The organism is Erwinia sp. SLM-02 (genome assembly GCF_037450285.1).
Taxonomy (GTDB): Bacteria; Pseudomonadota; Gammaproteobacteria; order Enterobacterales; family Enterobacteriaceae; genus Erwinia.
The window spans coordinates 683942-704675 of the sequence record NZ_JAQISN010000001.1; the positions used below are offsets into that span (position 1 = coordinate 683942).

A 20734-nucleotide genomic window follows, 5' to 3' on the forward strand; every position below is an offset into this window, starting at 1 on the left:
AGCTGCGTTAAGTCTGTTTTGACAGTGCCCTGCAAGAAGCAAAACAGGCCACTGGCGAAACGGACTTGCTGCAGCCCCCAGAGGGGGCTGCGTGGTATTACATGCTTTGCGTAAAGGTACGGGTAATGACGTCCTGCTGCTGCTCTTTGGTCAGTGAGTTAAAGCGCACGGCATAACCGGAAACACGGATGGTCAGCTGCGGATATTTTTCCGGATCTTCCATGGCTTCCAGCAGCATCTCACGGTTCATAACGTTGACGTTAAGGTGCTGACCGCCTTCGATGCTGGCTTCATGGTGGAAGTATCCATCCATCAGGCCTGCGAGGTTGGCTTTACGCACATCATCATTTTTACCCAGCGCATTTGGCACGATGGAGAAGGTATAGGAAATACCATCTTTAGCGTAGGCAAACGGCAGTTTAGCAACGGAGGTCAGTGAAGCCACTGCGCCTTTCTGATCGCGTCCGTGCATTGGGTTCGCACCTGGTCCAAATGGCGCACCGGCGCGACGGCCATCCGGAGTATTACCGGTTTTCTTACCATACACCACGTTTGACGTGATGGTCAGGACAGACTGTGTTGGCACTGCGTTACGGTAAGTCTGCAGTTTCTGAATTTTCTTCATGAAACGTTCAACCAGGTCGCAGGCAATGTCATCAACGCGCGAATCATTGTTACCAAACTGCGGATACTCGCCTTCAATTTTGAAGTCAACCGCCAGACCGTCTTCGTCACGGATGGTGGACACTTTGGCGTATTTGATGGCGGAGAGTGAGTCTGCCGCTACCGACAGTCCTGCAATACCGCATGCCATGGTGCGATAGACATCGCGGTCGTGCAGTGCCATCAGAGAGGCTTCGTAGCTGTACTTATCGTGCATGTAATGGATGACATTCAGTGCGGTGACATACTGCTTGGCCAGCCAGTCCATGAAGTGATCCATACGCGCCATCACTTTTTCATAATCCAGCACTTCATCCATCATCGGTGCTTCTTTCGGACCAACCTGCATTTTCAGTTTTTCATCCACGCCGCCGTTAATCGCGTACAGCATGGTTTTTGCCAGGTTAGCGCGGGCACCGAAGAACTGCATCTGTTTGCCTACGATCATTGGGCTGACGCAGCAGGCGATTGCATAGTCATCGCTGTTGAAATCAGGGCGCATCAGATCGTCATTCTCATACTGCAGAGAAGACGTATCGATCGAGACTTTCGCCGCGAATTTTTTAAAGTTCAGAGGCAGTTTTTCTGACCACAGAATGGTCATGTTAGGCTCTGGTGACGGGCCCATGGTGTAAAGCGTATTCAGGAAGCGGAAGGTGTTTTTGGTCACCAGAGTACGGCCATCAACGCCCATACCCGCCAGGGATTCCGTTGCCCAGATTGGGTCACCTGAGAACAGCTCATCATATTCAGGGGTACGCAGGAAGCGAACCATACGCAGTTTCATGACCAGATGGTCAATCAGCTCCTGCGCTTCTTCTTCGGTAATTTTGCCCGCCTTCAGGTCACGATTGATATAAACATCGAGGAAGGTAGAGACGCGGCCGAAGGACATGGCTGCACCATTCTGCGATTTCACCGCGGCCAGATAGCCAAAGTAGGTCCACTGCACCGCTTCCTGAGCCGTTGTTGCCGGGCCGGAGATATCGAAACCGTGCTTAGCCGCCATTTCTTTAATCTGCTGCAGTGCGCGATGCTGGTCAGCAATTTCTTCACGCAGACGGATAGTGGCTTCAAGGTTAACGCCATTTTCCATATCGCTCTGTAGAGAAGTGAACTGCGCAAACTTGTCTTTCATCAGATAATCAATACCGTACAGCGCAACGCGACGGTAGTCACCGATGATACGACCGCGGCCATAGGCATCCGGCAGGCCGGTCAGCACGCCGGATTTACGGCAGCGCAGGATATCCGGGGTGTAAACATCAAACACGCCCTGGTTATGGGTTTTACGGTATTCGGTGAAGATTTTTTTCAGTGATGGGTCGAGTTCACGGCCGTAAACCTTACAGGAACCCTCTACCATCTTGATGCCGCCGAACGGGATCAGCGCACGTTTCAACGGCGCTTCAGTTTGCAGACCAACAATCTTTTCCAGCGCTTTTTCGATGTAGCCAGCGTCATGCGAGGTAATCGTTGCCGCCAGGTCGGTATCAAAATCAACCGGCGCATGGGTTTTGTTTTCCAGCTTGATGCCTTCCATGACCTTATCCCACAGAGTGGTGGTCGCCTGAGTAGCACCGGCCAGGAATGACTCGTCGCCTTCATAGGGGGTATAGTTTTTCTGGATGAAGTCACGAACGTTGACACCGTTCTGCCATTCACCTGCTGCAAAACTTTCCCAGGCTTTTGCCATGTCTTTATTTAGCTCGGTCATGTGATACCTACCTTTATAACGTGAAGTTCGTTGTACGTTACCGTCAGACGGTGAGCTGCCCGCGGCTGTATAAAATTCTGTTACAGAGACTCAGCGGTGATCGCCATCGCGCAGATAGATCACCCAATACGTCAACCCTACCAGTAAGCCGCCACCGATAATGTTGCCGAGGGTAACGGGGATCAGGTTGTCAGTAACAAAGTTGCTGACGGTAAGGTGTGAAAACTGTTGGGCTGTGGCCCCGGTTGCCTGCCAGAACTCCGGCGAAGCGAAATCTTTGATGACTATTGCCATGGGGATCAGAAACATATTGGCGATGCTGTGTTCGAAGCCGCTGGCTACAAACATGGCAACCGGCAGAACCATGGCGAACATTTTATCCAGCAGGCTGCGGCCGGAATAGCTCATCCACACCGCCATACATACCATCAGATTAGCCAGGATCCCCAGGCATACTGCTTCGATAAAGGTATGGTGCATTTTATGGTCGGCAGTCTGCAGGACGTTTAACCCCCAGGCACCGTTAGCGGTCATATATTGTCCCGCGAACCAGATCAGCGCGACGAAGAAGACGGCGCCGATAAAATTGCCTACGTAAACGTTTATCCAGTTACGCGCCAGTTGAGTCCAGGTGATTCTGCCGCTGGCTTTGGCCACTACGGTGAGAACGGTAGAGGTGAAAAGGTCGGCACCGCAAACAACAACCAGCATCAAGCCGAGAGAAAAGCAGATCCCACCGACCAGTTTTGCCAGCCCCCAGGGAATCGTGCCGGTACCGGTGGTCGCCGTGATGTAAAAGGCGAAGGCGATTGAGATAAATACGCCCGCGTTAATTGCCAGAAAGAAGGTAGTGAAAGGATGTTTCGTTGCTTTATAGACGCCAGCGTCTTCAGCAACTTTAGCCATTTCAGCAGGTAATAATAGATCAAAGAGGTTGCCAGCTTTCACACTAACGTTCTCCAAAAAGTAGTCAGCAAGGAAAGTCTAACAAACGAGTATAGAAGGGAATTTGATATGGATCATAGTGGTCTGGTAATTCAGCCATTCAGATCGGATGAGTGGGGCTATTTTTTAATTAACTTGATGATAAATAACAAATAAAACTTTTTTAATATTTAAAAAAATAATTTAAATTTTATTTTTCAACCTCTTTGGAAGGTTAAAAAATGGCAGCAGTTAATTCCATCTTGTGAAAAACAAAAAGGTAACAGCCCTTAGCCGTTACCTTTTATTAACTTATCGCCCGCAGTGCCTTTTCAGGAAAAAATCACGCACATCTGGCGCTATTCGGTCCGGTCGTGAGCTTATTTCCAGTAACGGCGTTTTGCCGCCTGTAATTTCTCATATGCCGCCAGCAGTGACTGATGTGCAGGGAATGCCAGCAGATCGCTGTCCACATTTTGCAGGCCATAGAATGGCGCTTCACCGCTAATGGCAGCAGAGGCGTTATCAACCGCTTCCTGGCCGTACATACGCACGAAGGCGGTATGATACTGAAGCGGATCGCGCTCATCTTCCTGGCTCAGCAGCAGCAGAGTCTGCAGACAGCGATAGTAGTTCGCACGCGCCGGGCTGAAGATTGACTGATTGAACTCCATCGTCCATTCGGTCCAGATCAGCGCCTGATCGAGGTCACCACCGGCCAGGGCCAGCATGGCCTTGAGCTCACCGATACGCAACGTGTACCAGCCGTTATCTTTGCCGGTCGCCAGACCCAGCAGCTCGCGTACGCGGGTGAAGTCGTCGTGGCCATCTTCATCCAGCTGTTCCAGCAGTGCCAGGTAGTCTTCTTTTTCCCAGCTGCTGTCAGGCAGGTTGAGAAGGGTATCGCGCAGGTATGCACCCATGCTGTTGTTTGCCAGCAGCAGATCTTCCGCAGGATAAATATCTGACATACCCGGCACGATGATACGGCAGGCGTAAACATCAAGATGCTGATAGTCGGCGATGTAAACTTCCTGGCCTTCCGCATCGAAGATGGCCATCAGAGTTGCGAACTCTTCTTCCGTTGTGCCCTTAAAGCTCCAGTCAGCGAACGGATAGTCGGCATCGTCTTTGAACAGATCCCAGGAGATCAGACCGCTGGAATCGATAAAGTGGGTTTCAAGGTTAGCATGTTCGGCAACTTCTTCATCATCAAAGGTCGGCGGCGTGAAGACATCCAGATCCTTGAGTCCGCGGCCCTGCAGCAGTTCGGTAACGGTACGCTCCAGCGCCACGCCGAAATCAGGATGCGCGCCGAAGGAAGCGAAGCAGGTGCCATTTTCCGGGTTAAACAGGACGACGCAGATCACCGGGTATTTTCCGCCCAGAGATGCATCGTAGGAGAAGATTGGGAAGCCCTCGGCTTCGAGACGATCGATAGCTTCAACCACGCCAGGATAGCGGTTAAGCACCTCCTGTGGAATCGTCGGCAGGCTGATGGACTCAGCAATAATGCGATTCTTAATATAGCGCTCAAAGACTTCAGACAGACCCTGCACACGGGCTTCGTTAGCCGTGTTGCCCGCTGACATGCCGTTGGACACATAAAGGTTGCCGATGATGTTCATCGGAATATAGACCGTCTGCTGGTCTGACTGACGCGTGAACGGCAGGCCAACAATACCGCGATCCGCATTACCGGACTGAAGGTCGATAAGGTCGCTGGCGCTCAGTTCGTTTTCCGGGTCGTAAAACTTACGCAGGCGCGCGTCAAGGATGCCTGCCGGCAGCTGATCATCTTCAGGCAGCGGGAACCACTTTTCATTAGGATAGTGAACGAAATCGCCATTTGCGATCTGCTTGCCCAGCCAGAAATCGGCAAAGAAATAGTTGGTAGACAGACGTTCAAAGTATTCACCCAGCGCAGAAGCCAGCGCAGCCTTTTTGCTGGCGCCTTTACCGTTGGTGAAGCACAGTGGGCAGTCGCGATCGCGAATATGCACTGACCAGACATTGGGAACCGGATTCAGCCAGGACGCTTCTTCAATATTGAAGCCCAGATCCTGTAGTTTTTGCTGAAAGCGCGCGATGGAATCTTCCAACGCGGCGTCTTTGCCTGGAATATAAGTTTGAGTCATTTTGCCCACTCGTTATTGATTGTGCGGAAAGCGCGCAATGATACGGGTTTTCCGCTGGATTCGCCATCCGGCAACCAAAAATTCATCTGCTGAAGAATGCCATATTCCGCCGAAACAGTAACAGAGGTGTTTACGACGGCGGAAAACGCCTCACAAAATATCGTTTGCCGTTTCATTTCCCCTACAAGCTGTTGCGGGCGCGGCCTGAAAACTGGTCGGTTGACCGGATAAATCATTGCAGCATTGGGGAGGCAATGATAAAACCGATAAAGGAATCAAAACCGATTGATCTGAAAGTGGTGAGGGGAAATGAGTCAGGTTTTCAATTTTAGCTCTGGCCCGGCAATGCTGCCGGTAGAAGTGCTCCGTCGTGCTGAGCAGGAACTCTGCAACTGGCAGGGGTTAGGAACCTCCGTAATGGAGATCAGCCACCGCAGTAAGGAATTTATTCAGGTGGCGGAAGAGGCAGAAAAAGATTTTCGCGATCTGCTGAAAATCCCCTCCAACTACAAAGTTTTATTCTGCCACGGCGGCGCGCGCGCGCAGTTTGCCGCAGTTCCGATGAACCTGCTGGGTAGCCATAACACCGCAGACTACGTTGACGGTGGTTACTGGGCGGCCAGCGCGGTAAAAGAAGCGCAGAAGTACTGCACGCCAAACGTAATCAATGCGAAAACGACGGTTGATGGCCTGCGCGGAATCACCCCGATGAGCAGCTGGGCACTGTCCGACGATGCGGCCTACGTTCACTACTGCCCGAATGAAACCATTGATGGTATTGCCATCAGTGAAACGCCTGATTTTGGCGATAAGCTGGTTGTTGCCGATCTCTCCTCAACCATCCTGTCTTCACCGATTGACGTCAGCCGCTACGGCGTACTGTATGCCGGTGCTCAGAAAAACATCGGCCCGGCTGGATTAACGCTGGTTGTTGTCCGTGAAGATCTGTTAGGCCAGGCACGCAAAGAGCTGCCTTCCATCCTTGACTACAAGGTGCTGGCAGATAACGATTCGATGTTCAACACGCCACCTACTTTTGCCTGGTATCTTTCTGGCCTGGTCTTCAAATGGCTGAAAGAGCAGGGCGGTGTGGCTGAAATGGACAAGCGTAACCAGCTGAAAGCCGATCTGCTTTATGGCACCATCGATAGCAGCGACTTTTACCGTAATGATGTTGCCTTAGCTAACCGCTCACGCATGAACGTGCCTTTCCAGCTGGCCGATGCCTCACTGGATAAGCTGTTCCTGGAAGAGTCGTTTGCTCAGGGGCTGCACGCACTGAAAGGCCATCGCGTGGTGGGCGGTATGCGTGCTTCAATCTATAATGCTATGCCGCTGGAAGGCATTAAGACGCTGACTGATTTCATGATCGACTTCGAGCGTCGTCACGGTTAAGGATTTAGCCAAAGCAGCAAGTTCTTAATCTGAAACCCCGCCTTGCTGCGGGGTTTCATTGTAATTTATTTGGAGAATATGTTTCACATGCAGGAATCCCTGACGTTACAACCTATCGCCCTGGTCAACGGCACCGTTAACCTCCCTGGTTCCAAGAGCGTATCAAACCGCGCGCTTCTGCTGGCTGCGCTGGCGAATGGCACCACCCGTTTGACTAACCTGCTGGACAGCGATGACGTTCGCCACATGCTCAATGCGCTGCAGCAGCTTGGCGTGCACTACACGCTGTCTGCCGACCGCACGGTGTGTGAAGTGGTAGGTCAGGGTGGGGCACTGAAGGCTGAAGGTGCGCTGGAACTGTTCCTTGGCAATGCCGGTACGGCAATGCGTCCGCTGGCCGCCGCGCTGTGCCTGGGAAGCAATGATATCGTGCTGACCGGTGAGCCGCGTATGAAAGAGCGCCCGATTGGTCATCTGGTTGATGCGCTGCGACAGGGCGGTGCGGTTATTGAGTATCTTGACCAGGAAGACTATCCGCCGCTGCGTCTCAGGGGGGGGTTTAGCGGCGGCGATGTGTCCGTTGATGGCAGCGTATCCAGCCAGTTCCTGACCGCGCTGCTGATGACGGCTCCGCTGGCGGCAAATGACACGCATATCGTCATCAAAGGCGAGCTCGTCTCCAGGCCGTACATTGATATCACCCTCAATCTGATGGCAGCCTTTGGGATTGAGGTTGAGAACGACAGCTATCGCGCTTTCCACATTCGTGGACAGCAGCAGTATCAGGCACCGGGTGACTATCTGGTTGAAGGGGACGCGTCTTCGGCTTCCTACTTCCTGGCCGCGGCGGCCATCAAGGGCGGCACCGTTAAAGTGACCGGCATCGGACGTAAGAGTATGCAGGGTGATATTCGTTTTGCCGACGTGCTGGAGAAAATGGGTGCCAGCATTGAGTGGGGTGATGACTTCATTGCCTGCACCCGCGGCGAGCTGAATGCCATCGATTTGGATATGAATCATATCCCCGATGCGGCGATGACGATTGCCACCGCCGCACTGTTTGCCAACGGCACCACGGTTATGCGTAACATTTATAACTGGCGCGTTAAGGAAACCGACCGCCTGGCGGCAATGGCTACCGAGCTGCGTAAAGTCGGTGCAGAGGTTGAAGAAGGCCACGACTTTATCCGCGTAACGCCTCCTGCTGCTATTCAGTATGCCGAGATTGGTACTTACAACGATCACCGTATGGCCATGTGCTTCTCGCTGGTTGCGCTTTCCAGTACGCCGATTACGATCCTCGATCCGAAATGTACCGCGAAAACTTTCCCGGACTATTTTGAACAGCTTGCCCGCATCAGTCAGCTGGCATAACTGATAATTCCGCCGCACCCCGTGCGGCGGAAAATGCTTTCCTGTCAATGGATCCTGCCTCCTTCCCCACCTTATGATCGAACCTGTCTAAAATTTTGTGGCTGACTATGTTTAAGGGGTAACTATCCCCGTTTTTGCAGCGTATAATGCGCGACGACATTTGTCTGGGCACCGTTAGCCGCAGGCATTCCACCGACAGGAGAACGACATGACGGCAATAGCCCCAGTGATCACCATTGATGGCCCAAGTGGTGCGGGTAAAGGCACATTATGTAAAGCGATGGCCGAAGCATTGCAATGGCACCTGTTGGATTCTGGCGCAATCTATCGCGTGCTGGCGCTTGCAGCGCTGCATCACCAGGTCGATATTACTTCTGAAGAAGCGCTGGTACCGCTGGCTGCACACCTTGATGTGCGTTTTGTCTCCAGTGAAGGTGAGATGGAAGTTATCCTTGAAGGTGAGGATGTGTCAGGGGAGATCCGCACTCAGGACGTCAGTAACACCGCTTCTAAAGTTGCCGCGTTTCCTCGCGTGCGCGAAGCGCTGTTACGCCGCCAGCGTGGTTTTCGTGAACATCCGGGCCTGATCGCCGATGGGCGGGATATGGGGACGGTGGTATTCCCGGATGCGCCGGTTAAAATTTTCCTTGATGCCAGTTCAGAAGAACGTGCGCACCGCCGCATGCTACAGTTGCAGGAAAAGGGCTTTAATGTTAACTTTGAGCGCCTTTTATCCGAGATAAAAGAGCGTGATGAGCGCGATCGTAACCGCGCAATTGCACCTCTGGTGCCGGCTGACGATGCCTTAGTGCTTGATTCGACAACGATGTCTATTGAGCAGGTTATTGAAATCGCGCTAAAATATGCGCGCGAAAAGCTTGCCATCGCGTAATAGGTAATTCCGACGACGGTGCACTATACTGTGCAGCTGTTCGCAAAATTTAATTAACCCTGTGATATGGATGTTATGGGGCATGTGAAACAACCCCACCCGTCAGGATGTCAGGTGGACGTTAAATTGAAGAATCCTGAAGATTATCAATATGACTGAATCTTTTGCTCAACTATTTGAAGAATCACTGAAAACAATCGAAACCCGTCCGGGTTCCATCGTTCGCGGCGTTGTTGTTGCTATCGACAAAGACGTCGTTCTGGTTGATGCGGGCCTGAAATCTGAATCTGCAATTCCTGCAGAGCAGTTCAAAAACGCAGCCGGCGAACTGGAAATCCAGGTTGGCGACGAAGTAGACGTTGCTCTGGATGCAGTGGAAGACGGCTTCGGTGAAACCCTGCTGTCCCGTGAGAAAGCTAAACGTCACGAAGCTTGGATCACGCTGGAAAAAGCTTACGAAGATGCTGAAACTGTTACCGGTATTATCAACGGCAAAGTTAAAGGTGGCTTCACAGTTGAGCTGAACGGTATTCGTGCGTTCCTGCCAGGTTCACTGGTAGACGTTCGTCCAGTGCGTGATACTCTGCACCTGGAAGGCAAAGAGCTTGAGTTCAAAGTAATCAAGCTGGATCAGAAGCGTAACAACGTGGTTGTTTCACGTCGTGCGGTTATCGAATCCGAGAACAGCGCAGAGCGCGATCAGCTGCTGGAAAACCTGCAGGAAGGCATGGAAGTTAAAGGTATCGTTAAGAACCTCACTGACTACGGTGCATTCGTTGATCTGGGCGGCGTTGACGGCCTTCTGCACATCACTGACATGGCCTGGAAACGCGTTAAGCATCCAAGCGAAATCGTCAATGTTGGCGACGAAATCAACGTGAAAGTGCTGAAATTCGACCGCGAGCGTACCCGTGTTTCTCTGGGTCTGAAGCAGCTGGGCGAAGATCCATGGGTTGCTATCGCGAAACGTTACCCAGAAGGCACCAAGCTGACTGGTCGTGTAACCAACCTGACCGACTACGGCTGCTTCGTTGAAATCGAAGAAGGCGTTGAAGGCCTGGTACACGTTTCTGAAATGGACTGGACCAACAAAAACATTCACCCATCTAAAGTTGTTAACGTGGGCGATGTTGTTGAAGTTATGGTTCTGGACATCGACGAAGAACGTCGTCGTATCTCCCTGGGTCTGAAGCAGTGCAAATCTAACCCATGGCAGCAGTTCGCAGAAACCCACAACAAGGGCGACCGCGTTGAAGGTAAAATCAAGTCAATCACTGACTTCGGTATCTTCATCGGCCTGGACGGCGGCATCGACGGCCTGGTTCACCTGTCTGACATCTCCTGGAACGCTACCGGAGAAGAAGCAGTTCGTGAATACAAGAAAGGCGACGAAATCGCAGCTGTGGTTCTGCAGGTTGACGCAGAGCGCGAGCGTATCTCCCTGGGCGTTAAGCAGCTGGCAGAAGATCCGTTCAACAACTACATCTCTCTGAATAAGAAAGGTGCAATTGTTAACGGTAAAGTGACTGCAGTTGACGCTAAAGGTGCTACAGTTGAATTAGCTGACGGCGTTGAAGGTTACCTGCGTGCTTCTGAAGCCTCGCTGGACCGCGTTGAAGACGCAACTCTGGTTCTGAATGTTGGCGACGATGTTGAAGCCAAATTCACCGGCGTTGACCGTAAAAACCGCGTTGTTAGCCTGTCTGTTCGTGCGAAAGACCAGGCTGACGAGAAAGAAGCCATCAATACTGTTAACACCAAACAGGAAGAAGGCAACTTCTCTAACGCTATGGCTGAAGCTTTCAAAGCAGCTAAAGGCGAGTAATCTTCGCTTTAAGGGCAGCGCAAGCTGCCCTGTATCGTCGATAACTGCCAGAGCTATTCCTACAAGGGATTAACCGGAGGTTTTATGACCAAGTCAGAACTTATTGAAAGACTTGCTGGCCAGCACTCTCATATACCGGCGAAAGTCGTTGAGGATGCGGTAAAAGAGATGCTTGAGCATATGGCGACGACCCTGTCGCAGGGCGAACGCATTGAAATCCGGGGATTTGGCAGCTTCTCTTTGCATTATCGTGCACCTCGTACCGGCCGTAACCCGAAAACGGGTGACAAAGTGGAGTTGGAAGGTAAATACGTTCCACACTTCAAGCCAGGTAAAGAACTGCGCGATCGCGCCAATATCTACGGCAGCTGATAGCGACGAAACGATAAAAACGACACTCAAGTGTCGTTTTTTTTTGCCTGCTGCAGGGTAATCAGCTCAGTTAAAAACTGAGCACGTCACGCAATATCCCCTTCCCGTTACTGCAAAAAATAAACAATCTGCGGCCTGTCTCTGAGCTCTGATGTAACGCTAATGCCCACCTCTCCCGTAAAGGACACACTTGGCCCTACATCAGGGAGGGATCATGCGAATAACAGCAACATTGCTGGCGGGCAGTCTTGTGATCGGCACTTTGCCGCTCACGGTCCTGCCGCACTTACCCGGTTATGGTTACGACATAGCGGTACTGCTACTTTTATTCTTATTCATGCGCTGCCCGCGGCGCATTGTGGTCTTTGCCGCGATGGTTTTACTCTCGTCGCTCTGGCCCCTGAATACCGCCCGATCGCTTCAGGGCCAAATTGAGCGACTGACGCAGGGTGTGGTGCAGGCGGAAGTGCAGATTGATACCGTACTCCCCGGCGGGGAGCGGGCCAGAGTGCGGTTGTTCAGGCAGGATGGCCGGATTCTTTTTCCTCCGATCTATGCTTCTTTGAAATTACCGAGCGCTGAACGGTCATTCTGCCAGGGGCAGCGCTGGGACATGGCGCTGGCGCTTCGCCCGCTTCACGCTCAACTGAATGAGGGGGGATTTGACCGCCAGCGATTCTCTCTGGCAAGTAGCATGCCGCTAACGGGCAAAGCTATCGCCGCGAAGGTACGACAACCGCATTGCAGCTGGCGCGCAAGCATTATGGAGGCTGCGCGTAAGCACTACGGCCATTTACCCTGGCAGGCGCTGATTACTGCGCTGGCTTTCGGCGACCGTTCGGAGGTCAGGCGTGAAATCACCCAGCTGTTAAGGGAAACCGGTACGGCACATCTGATGGCCATCGCCGGAATGCAGATTGGACTGGCTGCCGGTTTTGGCTGGCTTGTGGCGAGAGTCATTCAGTTCTTTTTCCCGGCATGGCTGATAACCTATCGCTTTCCTTTGTACTGCAGTCTGCTGGTGGGATTAGTCTACTGCTGGCTCTCCGGCAGCAATCCACCCGCAATGCGGGCTATGCTGGCCCTGCTGATGTGGAGCGCACTCAGGCTGAAAGGGATCAACTGCAGCAGCTGGCAGGTATGGCTGTTTTGCATTGCGCTAATCCTTTTTCTTGAACCGCTCAGCGTTCTTTCAGACAGTTTATGGATGTCGGCACTGGCAGTGGCGGGGTTGCTTATCTGGTATCAATGCTTTGCGCTTCCTTCTCGTTTTCGTAGAGGAAAGTGCTGGCTGCCGCTGCGACTGCTGCATTTGCAACTGGGTATGCTGCTGTTGTTAATGCCGCTGCAGGTCTTTATTTTTCACGGTTTCAGCCTGAGTGCATTAGTCGCTAACCTCTGGGCTGTACCGCTGATATCCCTGGTTACCGTACCGCTGATTCTGACCTCGCTGCTGTGTAATTTCCTGCCGTCGATTGGTCCTTTTATGTGGTGGCTTGCAGACCGTTCACTGGCGCTGGTTTTTTTCCCTCTACAGCAGCTACCTGACGGCTGGTTTTCACTGGCAAGTCACTTTGCCGCAGGCTCGTTTGCCTGCTGGCTGTTTCTGCTGGCATGGCGCTTCAACTGGTGGCGAAGTTCTCCGGCTACCCTTATGGCGTGCGCTTTGTTGCTACTGAGCTGGCGGAATTTTAACGTCAAGCCCGAGTGGCGCGTGGACATGCTTGATGTTGGCCATGGATTAGCCGTGGTGATCTCACAGCGTGGCCAGGCAGTATTATACGATACCGGCAACCGCTGGCCGGGGGGAGATGCCGCCCATAGCCAGATTATTCCGTGGCTGCAATGGCAGGGGTTAACGCTGACCGACGTGGTGATCAGTCATGCTCATCTGGATCACATTGGTGGATTACCGAGTATTCAGTCGGCGTTTCCGGATGCCCGGGTGCATAGCGCCTTAAAGCGTCCGGGGCATTTACCGTGCCACCGGGGAGTAAGCTGGCGCTGGCAGGGGCTGATGTTTAAAGCCCTGTGGCCGCCAAAGGATATGCCCGGAGAGGGCAATAACCAGTCATGCGTAGTGGCGATCGGTGACGGACGCTGGCGCGTGCTGCTCACCGGGGATATTGAGCGTGAGGCCGAACTTCAGCTTGTTACCGGGCAACGTGATGCATTAGGTGCCGATCTACTACAGGTTCCACATCACGGCAGCCGCACCTCATCTTCCCCCCCTCTGCTTCGCGCGGTCGCCCCGAAGGCGGCTATTGCCTCCGCAGCTCGCTACAGCGCGTGGCGGCTACCCGCCACGAAAATAATTACGCGCTATGCTGAAAATCACATAATGTGGCGTGATACCGCACTTTCCGGGCAGATTAGCGCGCGTTTTTTCGTTGATAACTGGCATCTTTTAGGGTTAAGAGAACAAATAATGAACCGTTGGTACCATCAGTGGTTTGGCGTACCCAGGGAATCCAGGTAGAATGAGCGGCTATTTCAACTAAAGCTGGTCAACTAATGCATCTTGATAAAGATTTCTCTACCTGGCAGACATTTCGTCGTCTCTGGCCAATGATTGTGCCTTATAAGGCGGGATTGATTGTGGCCGCTATCGCGCTGATCCTTAACGCGGCGGGCGATACGCTTATGCTGTCACTGCTGAAGCCTTTACTTGATGACGGTTTTGGTAAGGCGGATAGTTCTGTCCTGATATGGATGCCGCTGGCCGTTATTGGTCTGATGCTGATTCGCGGGATCACCAGCTATGCTTCCAGCTACTGCATCTCCTGGGTGTCCGGAAATGTCGTTATGGGCATGCGTCGCAGGCTGTTCAGTCACATGATGGGCATGCCGGTATCGTTTTTCGATCAGCAATCCACCGGAACGCTGCTTTCGCGCATCACCTATGATTCTGAACAGGTCGCGTCTTCCTCTTCCAGCGCGCTGGTCACGGTTGTGCGAGAAGGTGCTTCGATCATCGGCCTGTTTATTATGATGTTCTATTACAGCTGGCAGCTGTCGCTGATCCTGATCGTTCTGGCGCCAATCGTATCCTTCGCTATTCGCAGCGTTTCAAAGCGCTTTCGTAATATCAGCAAGAATATGCAGAACACGATGGGGCAGGTGACCACCAGCGCCGAGCAGATGCTGAAAGGGCACAAAGAAGTGCTGATTTTCGGTGGGCAGCAGATCGAAAGCGAACGTTTCGATCGCGTCAGTAACCGCATGCGCCAGCAGGGCATGAAACTGGTTTCCGCTTCGTCTATCTCCGATCCGATTATTCAGCTGATTGCTTCGCTGGCTCTGGCATTTGTTCTGTATGCAGCAAGCTTCCCAAGCGTCATGGAAACCCTTACTGCGGGTACGATTACCGTTGTCTTCTCCTCAATGATTGCGCTGATGCGTCCGCTTAAGTCCCTGACCAACGTTAACGCGCAGTTCCAGCGCGGTATGGCGGCCTGCCAGACGCTGTTCGCGATTCTGGACAGCGAGCAGGAAAATGACAAGGGCACCCGCAGCGTCGACCGCGTGAAAGGCGATATCGAATTCCGCAATGTCACCTTCGCCTATCCGGGCCGCGAAATTCCCGCGCTGAAGAACATTAACCTTAATATTCCGGCGGGGAAAACCGTTGCTCTGGTCGGGCGTTCGGGTTCAGGTAAGTCAACCATTGCCAGCCTGCTGACGCGCTTCTACGATATTCAGCAGGGTGAAATTCTGATGGATGGCCACGAACTGCGGGAATATACCCTGTCGTCGCTGCGTAATCAGGTGGCGCTGGTTTCGCAGAACGTGCACCTGTTTAACGACACTATCGCTAACAATATCGCCTATGCACGTAGCGAGCAGTACAGTCGCGAAGATATCGAAAAAGCGGCGACAATGGCCCATGCCATGGACTTTATTGGCAAGATGGAACACGGCCTGGATACCGTTATCGGTGAAAACGGCGTGCTGCTTTCGGGCGGACAGCGCCAGCGTATTGCCATTGCGCGAGCGCTGCTGCGCGACTGCCCGGTGCTGATTCTGGATGAGGCCACCTCGGCACTCGATACGGAATCCGAACGCGCAATTCAGGCGGCACTGGACGAGCTGCAGAAAAACCGGACCTCGCTGGTTATCGCTCACCGTCTGTCGACTATCGAAAAAGCCGATGAGATTGTGGTGGTGGAAGACGGTCAGATTGTTGAGCGCGGCAGCCATGAAACGCTGCTGGCTGAACGCGGCGCTTACGCCCAGCTACACAAGATGCAGTTTGGTCAATGATTGAGCGCATTTGGAGCGGTCGTTCAGCGCTGTACGTGCTGCTGCTGCCGCTCAGCCTGCTTTACGGACTTATCAGCAACCTGCTGCGGTTGAGTTATGTCTGGGGCTGGCGTCAGGCGTGGCGCGCGCCGGTGCCTGTCGTGGTCGTGGGTAACCTCACCGCCGGCGGCAATGGCAAAACGCCGGTGGTTATCTGGCTGGTGCAGGCCCTGCAGCAGCGAGGTTTACGGGTTGGTGTAGTCTCACGCGGCTACGGCGGCAAGGCCGTCCGCTATCCCCTGGTGCTGGATCCACAAACCACCACCGCTGAAGCGGGTGACGAACCGGTGCTGATTTATCAGCGCACCGGTGCCGCCGTGGCCGTATCTCCCCGCCGCCGCGAAGCCGTTGAGGCTTTACTGACCAGCGGGCAGATAGATATTGTCGTCACCGACGACGGACTACAGCACTATGCCCTGGCTCGTGATATTGAAATCGTGGTGGTTGACGGCGAGCGTCGTTTTGGTAACGGCTGGTGGCTGCCGGCAGGCCCGATGCGTGAACGCGTCGGCAGGCTGAAGAGCGTAACGGCGGTGATCAATAACGGCGGCGTGACGCACACGGGGGAACTGGCTATGCAGCTGGTGCCTGGCCCGGCAGTTAACCTGCTGACGGGCGAAAAATGTGATGCAGTCACGCTGGATAACGTCGTCGCTATGGCGGGTATTGGCCACCCACCGAGGTTCTTTAATACACTGCGTCAGCTGGGCGTGTCTCCGGTAAAGGAGGTGGCGTTCGCGGACCATCAGGATTACAGCGCAGAGGCGCTCAGCTCGCTGGCTGAACCGCATCAGACGCTGCTGATGACCGAAAAAGACGCGGTGAAAGCCCGTGCTTTTGCCCGTGCGAACTGGTGGTATTTGCCGGTGGATGCCGTGCTGTCGGAAGCCGAGCCGCTGCTGGCACGTATCCAGGCGCTGAACAACGGTTAACCCAAAGTTATTCTTTCGCCGGTCAGCGCTTAATGAAAACGTATCCGTTGACGGGGTAGCGCCATGATTTCCTCAAGTCTTTCTCTGACCCAGGCCCGCCAGATACAGCTGGCGGCGCAGGGGCTTCTGCGCCCGCGCAGCGGCAAAGCGCGCTTCGACGATCTGCTCGCCACCATTCGGCAGATGTCTTTGCTGCAAATCGATACCATCCACGTTGTTGCCCGCAGCCCCTTTCTGGTGCTGTTCAGCCGGCTCGGTGATTATCCCGCAGAATGGCTGGAGCAGGCGCTGGCTCAGCGACAGCTCTTCGAATACTGGGCGCATGAGGCCTGCTTTATTCCCATTGAAGACTATCCCCTGCTGCGCCACCGCATGCTGAACCCGGTGGCGCTCGGCTGGAAATATAATCAGGCATGGATGGACCAGCATCAGCAGGAAATCAGTGAACTGCTGGAGTCGGTTCGTGCAGGTGGCCCGGTCAGGTCTGCCGACTTCGCCGCACCGCCGGGTCAAAAGCCGGGTTGGTGGTCCTGGAAACCGCACAAGCGACATCTGGAGAATCTGTTCAGCGCCGGGGAGCTGATGGTGGCGGAACGGCGGAACTTCCAGCGGGTGTACGACCTCCGGCAAAGGATGATGCCGCAGTGGGACGATCGGTTGCATGCCTTGAGCGAAGAAGATGCCGTGCAGCAGATGCTGGATCGCAGTGCGGGCAGCCTCGGTATCTTTCATCCGTCATGGCTGTCGGACTATTACCGACTGAAGCGCGCGCCGGTAGCCGCCCAGCTTGCACAATGGCTGGAACAGGATCGTGTCCGTGAGGTGAACGTGGAAAAACTCGGGAAACTGTACGTTCATCACACCCGCTACCCGCAGCTGGAGACCCCGCAGGTGGCGACGCACACCGCCGTACTTTCCCCCTTCGACCCGCTGGTCTGGGATCGCAGGCGGGCTCTTGAGCTGTTTGATTTCGATTATCGCCTGGAATGCTATACCCCTGAAGCCAAACGTCGGTACGGCTATTTTGTTCTGCCGATTTTGCATCGGGGCGCCTTAAAGGGCCGGATGGATGCCCGGATGTTGCGCAGGGAGGGTATTTTAGAGGTGAAACAGCTCTGGCTGGAGCCGGGCGTGCGCATCAGCCAGCAGCTGCTTAACGATCTGCAGCGTGCGCTGATCCGCTTTGCCCGCTGGCAGGGGGCCGGGCAGGTGAGAATTGGGAAGATGCCGCAGGCGCTCCGCGGCCACTGGCCCGCCGTCTTCTCAACTTCACAGGATTGATTAATACCCTAAGTAAGCAACAGCACCGGCGGCAGCTATGGTATTCTTTACCTACTGTAATTCCGGGTCCATTACGGAGGAACCATGGATCATCGTTTACTCGAAATCGTTGCTTGCCCTGTCTGTCACGGCAAGCTGTACTTTAATAAAGACCAGCAGGAGTTGATTTGTAAGCCTGACGGTCTGGCCTATCCGGTTCGCGACGGCATCCCTGTTTTACTGGAAGTCGAAGCCCGCTCCCTGACGCTGGAAGAGACTCATCCATGAGTTTCATCGCCATTATTCCTGCCCGCTTTGCATCGACCCGCCTGCCGGGCAAACCGCTGGTTGATATCCACGGCAAGCCGATGGTTGTTCATGTGATGGAACGCGCGCTTGAGTCCGGCGCGGACCGCGTTATTGTGGCCACCGACAACCCGGATGTCGCTCGTGCGGTTGAGGCCGTTGGCGGTGAAGTCTGCATGACGCGCGCGGATCACCAGTCCGGCACGGAGCGTCTGGCGGAAGTGATTGAGAAATACAACTTCCCGGATGATGCGGTGATCGTCAACGTGCAGGGCGATGAACCGATGATCCCGCCGGTGATTATTCGCCAGGTTGCGGACAATCTGGCGAAGAGCTCAGCCGGCATGGCAACCCTGGCGGTACCGATCGCCTCTGCGGAAGAAGCATTCAATCCGAACGCGGTAAAAGTGGTACGCGATGCCAACGGCTACGCGCTCTATTTCTCCCGGGCTACCATTCCCTGGGATCGCGAGCGTTTCAGTACTTCGCGCGAAGAAATTGGCGATCACTTCCTGCGCCACATCGGTATTTATGGCTATCGCGCGGGCTTCATCCGCCGTTACGTTAGCTGGGAAGCCAGCCCGCTGGAACAGATAGAACTGCTCGAGCAGCTGCGCGTGCTGTGGTACGGCGAGAAAATCCACGTCGATGTCGCCAAAGCGATACCCAGCGTGGGTGTTGATACGCCGGAGGATTTACTTCGCGTACGTGAAGCAATGCAGTAATCTCTGCGGGGCCAGCGTCTGGCCCCTGATTCTCCACTGAATTTGATCCCGTAGAGGGCAAATTCCCTACCTCAGCGCCATCATAGATACCCGCATCATCTACAGGGTATGACCTTCTTAACCTGACAGGAGGAGAGATGGAACAACTTCGTAATGAACTGGCCCTGGTACTGGGCGAGTCGGTAAGCCGCGTTGAATGTATCAAACGCCAGCCGGACGCCAGCCTCTATACGCTATACGATGACAACGGCTACTCGCTGCCGATGGTTGCCAAGTATTTCCGCATTAAAGGCATTGCTGCACAGGAGGCACACAAGCTGTCGCTGCTTGCGCGCGAAGGCCAGGTACGCGTGCCGGCAATTTATGGTCTGGTTATCAGCCAGCAGATGCCGCTGCACGAGGTTTTACTGATTGAGCGGATGGGCGGCGTATCCGTGGAAGCCCCGTCCCGCACCCACACCCGCTGGCAGCAGCTACAGCAGCAAATCGTAGAAGGGTTACTCAGCTGGCATAAAACGGACAGCCATGGCCTGGTGGGAACGGTAGACAGCACCCAGCGGAATAACTGGCCTGCCTGGTACATTCAGCGGGTGGAGGTTATCTGGGCAACGCTCAGCTATCTTCGGCCGTCGCTGCTGACGCAGGAGGACCGGCAGATACTGTACCGCAGTCGCGAAAATCTGGCGGCCCTGTTTAACGGTTTTGACGATCCCTGCGTGCTGGTTCACGGTAATCTGACGCTCAGCAGCATCCTGAAAGATGCCCGAGGCGACCAGCTGCTGGCGCTGGTCAGCCCCGGTAACGTGCTCTGGGCACCTCGCGAGTTCGATCTCCATCCGCTCTGCGGCAGCGCCATGGGAGAGCAATTGCTGACCAGCTACCTGCAGCGGGCACCGGTAGCCGAGGAGTTTGTTGCGCGCCGCTGGCTGTATATTCTCTGGGAGGAGATGCAGCACCTGATCTTTACCGCGCAGTTCGATCGCCAGCGGTTTAATCTTGCGGCGACATCACTCCTCCCCTGGCTGCGCTGACGATGCCGCCCCCGGTTTAATTGCCTGCCAGAGTCGCCCGATCCATTCATAGACCGCTCGCTCACTGTGTCCCAGCCATAACGCCGATGGTGTGAACTTATCCCAGTAGCTGATAGGAGAGTCAATGGCCATCTGGTTGGCCGGAGCAGGCCACGGCTGTAAACCCTGACGCTGGAAGAAAACCATCGCCCGCGGCAGGTGGCTGGCCGAGGTCACCAGCGCGAAGGATTTTTTGCCGACAATTTTCGCCACTTCCTGCGCTTCTTCTTCGGTATCCCGCGGCTTATCCAGAGTGATAATGGCCTCCGCCGGAACGCCCAGCGACTGCGCCACGCGCGAACCGACCTCAGCGGTACTCACCGGATTTGTTTTCGCCGCCGCCCCGGTGAAAATCATTTTCGCACCCGGATTTGCCTGCCAGATGCGGATGCCTTCCGTCAGGCGCGGCAGGCTGTTATTCAGCATGTTGGAGCTGGGCGCCCAGTCCGGGTTCCAGGTATAGCCTCCGCCGAGGACAACCACGTATTCAACCGGATGCTGATTCTGCCAGGTAGGCCAGCGGGTTTCCAGCGGCCGAAGCAGGCTGTCTGCGACCGGTTGCAGGCCCAGCAGCATCAACAGTAGCCAGGCAGCGGAGATAAGCGTTTTGCCACTTTTCTGCCATCGTGAGAACCAGAGAAGTAAAATCCCTACTGCCATCAGTAACTGCAGCACCGGTAAAGGAAGCAGCATCCCCCCAATGACTTTTTTTAAGGTAAAAAGCATGAAAACAGGTTCCTTTTGTCCGAAAAAACATCACCCGGAAGCCGCATGATGACTGAAAGGTTTATTATCTGCCAGTGTATGCGAAAATGACCGTCTGAATCACCCCTGAAAGC

The 20734-nt window shown here is 54.2% G+C and carries 16 protein-coding genes; 12 read left to right on the forward strand and 4 right to left on the reverse strand.

What is annotated here, in order from left to right:
• Positions 1-97 precede the first annotated feature (97 nt).
• The 3 genes from pflB to ycaO form a co-directional block, all read right to left on the reverse strand.
• Entirely contained in the window at positions 98-2380 is a 2283-nt protein-coding gene (gene pflB, locus PGH32_RS03230; protein WP_314419858.1) for a formate C-acetyltransferase, read from the reverse strand.
• 90 nt (positions 2381-2470) lie between these two features.
• Positions 2471-3328, reverse strand: a complete 858-nt coding sequence (gene focA / locus PGH32_RS03235) for a formate transporter FocA (protein WP_314419857.1) — start codon at positions 3326-3328, stop codon at positions 2471-2473.
• A gap of 356 nt (positions 3329-3684) precedes the next feature.
• Positions 3685-5442 (reverse strand): 30S ribosomal protein S12 methylthiotransferase accessory factor YcaO, encoded by a 1758-nt coding sequence (gene ycaO, locus PGH32_RS03240; protein ID WP_337893162.1) that lies wholly within the window; start codon positions 5440-5442, stop codon positions 3685-3687.
• Positions 5443-5751: 309 nt separating this feature from the next.
• Between ycaO and serC the strand changes: the two genes are divergently transcribed.
• The 12 genes from serC to PGH32_RS03300 all read left to right on the forward strand — a co-directional run bounded on the left by serC (position 5752) and on the right by PGH32_RS03300 (position 19856).
• A complete protein-coding gene (gene serC, locus PGH32_RS03245) occupies positions 5752-6837 on the forward strand; it encodes a 3-phosphoserine/phosphohydroxythreonine transaminase (RefSeq protein ID WP_314419853.1) in 1086 nt (361 codons plus the stop codon).
• An 87-nt stretch (positions 6838-6924) separates the two neighbouring features.
• Positions 6925-8211 carry a 3-phosphoshikimate 1-carboxyvinyltransferase gene (aroA, locus tag PGH32_RS03250; RefSeq protein WP_337893163.1) on the forward strand — a complete coding sequence of 429 codons (1287 nt, stop codon included), beginning with the start codon at positions 6925-6927 and terminating at the stop codon, positions 8209-8211.
• Between the two features lie 208 nt (positions 8212-8419).
• Positions 8420-9103, forward strand: coding sequence for a (d)CMP kinase (cmk, locus tag PGH32_RS03255; protein WP_314419852.1), 684 nt, complete (start codon positions 8420-8422; stop codon positions 9101-9103).
• 151 nt (positions 9104-9254) lie between these two features.
• The gene (gene rpsA / locus PGH32_RS03260) at positions 9255-10928 is read left to right on the forward strand and encodes a 30S ribosomal protein S1 (protein WP_123332483.1); all 1674 of its coding nucleotides are present in this window, start codon (positions 9255-9257) and stop codon (positions 10926-10928) included.
• Between the two features lie 84 nt (positions 10929-11012).
• Entirely contained in the window at positions 11013-11300 is a 288-nt protein-coding gene (ihfB, locus tag PGH32_RS03265; RefSeq protein WP_105593444.1) for an integration host factor subunit beta, read from the forward strand.
• A gap of 214 nt (positions 11301-11514) precedes the next feature.
• Positions 11515-13779 carry a ComEC family protein gene (locus PGH32_RS03270; protein ID WP_337893164.1) on the forward strand — a complete coding sequence of 755 codons (2265 nt, stop codon included), beginning with the start codon at positions 11515-11517 and terminating at the stop codon, positions 13777-13779.
• A 35-nt stretch (positions 13780-13814) separates the two neighbouring features.
• On the forward strand, positions 13815-15563 hold the full coding sequence (gene msbA, locus PGH32_RS03275) for a lipid A ABC transporter ATP-binding protein/permease MsbA (protein ID WP_337893165.1): 1749 nt from the start codon (positions 13815-13817) through the stop codon (positions 15561-15563).
• A complete protein-coding gene (gene lpxK, locus PGH32_RS03280) occupies positions 15560-16534 on the forward strand; it encodes a tetraacyldisaccharide 4'-kinase (RefSeq protein WP_337893166.1) in 975 nt (324 codons plus the stop codon). The genes msbA and lpxK overlap by 4 nt, the downstream gene beginning before the upstream one ends.
• 63 nt (positions 16535-16597) lie before the next feature.
• The gene (locus PGH32_RS03285) at positions 16598-17815 is read left to right on the forward strand and encodes a winged helix-turn-helix domain-containing protein (protein ID WP_337893167.1); all 1218 of its coding nucleotides are present in this window, start codon (positions 16598-16600) and stop codon (positions 17813-17815) included.
• Between the two features lie 84 nt (positions 17816-17899).
• Positions 17900-18082, forward strand: a complete 183-nt coding sequence (locus PGH32_RS03290; protein WP_105593439.1) for a Trm112 family protein — start codon at positions 17900-17902, stop codon at positions 18080-18082.
• Complete coding sequence (kdsB, locus tag PGH32_RS03295) at positions 18079-18825, forward strand: 3-deoxy-manno-octulosonate cytidylyltransferase (RefSeq protein WP_314419844.1); 747 nt, start codon at positions 18079-18081, stop codon at positions 18823-18825. Before PGH32_RS03290 ends, kdsB begins: the two co-directional genes overlap by 4 nt.
• 137 nt (positions 18826-18962) lie before the next feature.
• A complete protein-coding gene (locus PGH32_RS03300) occupies positions 18963-19856 on the forward strand; it encodes a YcbJ family phosphotransferase (RefSeq protein ID WP_314419842.1) in 894 nt (297 codons plus the stop codon).
• Here the strand turns inward: PGH32_RS03300 and elyC are convergent.
• Positions 19833-20621 (reverse strand): envelope biogenesis factor ElyC, encoded by a 789-nt coding sequence (gene elyC / locus PGH32_RS03305; protein ID WP_337893168.1) that lies wholly within the window; start codon positions 20619-20621, stop codon positions 19833-19835. The genes PGH32_RS03300 and elyC overlap by 24 nt on opposite strands.
• Positions 20622-20734: the final 113 nt, after the last annotated feature.

Coding starts and splice junctions, on each gene's coding strand:
- pflB (WP_314419858.1), bottom strand. CDS start 2,380: ATGACCGAGCTAAATAAAGACATGGCAAAAGCCTGGGAAAGTTTTGCA.
- ycaO (WP_337893162.1), bottom strand. CDS start 5,442: ATGACTCAAACTTATATTCCAGGCAAAGACGCCGCGTTGGAAGATTCC.
- serC (WP_314419853.1), top strand. CDS start 5,752: ATGAGTCAGGTTTTCAATTTTAGCTCTGGCCCGGCAATGCTGCCGGTA.
- aroA (WP_337893163.1), top strand. CDS start 6,925: ATGCAGGAATCCCTGACGTTACAACCTATCGCCCTGGTCAACGGCACC.
- cmk (WP_314419852.1), top strand. CDS start 8,420: ATGACGGCAATAGCCCCAGTGATCACCATTGATGGCCCAAGTGGTGCG.
- rpsA (WP_123332483.1), top strand. CDS start 9,255: ATGACTGAATCTTTTGCTCAACTATTTGAAGAATCACTGAAAACAATC.
- ihfB (WP_105593444.1), top strand. CDS start 11,013: ATGACCAAGTCAGAACTTATTGAAAGACTTGCTGGCCAGCACTCTCAT.
- PGH32_RS03270 (WP_337893164.1), top strand. CDS start 11,515: ATGCGAATAACAGCAACATTGCTGGCGGGCAGTCTTGTGATCGGCACT.
- msbA (WP_337893165.1), top strand. CDS start 13,815: ATGCATCTTGATAAAGATTTCTCTACCTGGCAGACATTTCGTCGTCTC.
- lpxK (WP_337893166.1), top strand. CDS start 15,560: ATGATTGAGCGCATTTGGAGCGGTCGTTCAGCGCTGTACGTGCTGCTG.
- PGH32_RS03285 (WP_337893167.1), top strand. CDS start 16,598: ATGATTTCCTCAAGTCTTTCTCTGACCCAGGCCCGCCAGATACAGCTG.
- PGH32_RS03290 (WP_105593439.1), top strand. CDS start 17,900: ATGGATCATCGTTTACTCGAAATCGTTGCTTGCCCTGTCTGTCACGGC.
- kdsB (WP_314419844.1), top strand. CDS start 18,079: ATGAGTTTCATCGCCATTATTCCTGCCCGCTTTGCATCGACCCGCCTG.
- PGH32_RS03300 (WP_314419842.1), top strand. CDS start 18,963: ATGGAACAACTTCGTAATGAACTGGCCCTGGTACTGGGCGAGTCGGTA.
- elyC (WP_337893168.1), bottom strand. CDS start 20,621: ATGCTTTTTACCTTAAAAAAAGTCATTGGGGGGATGCTGCTTCCTTTA.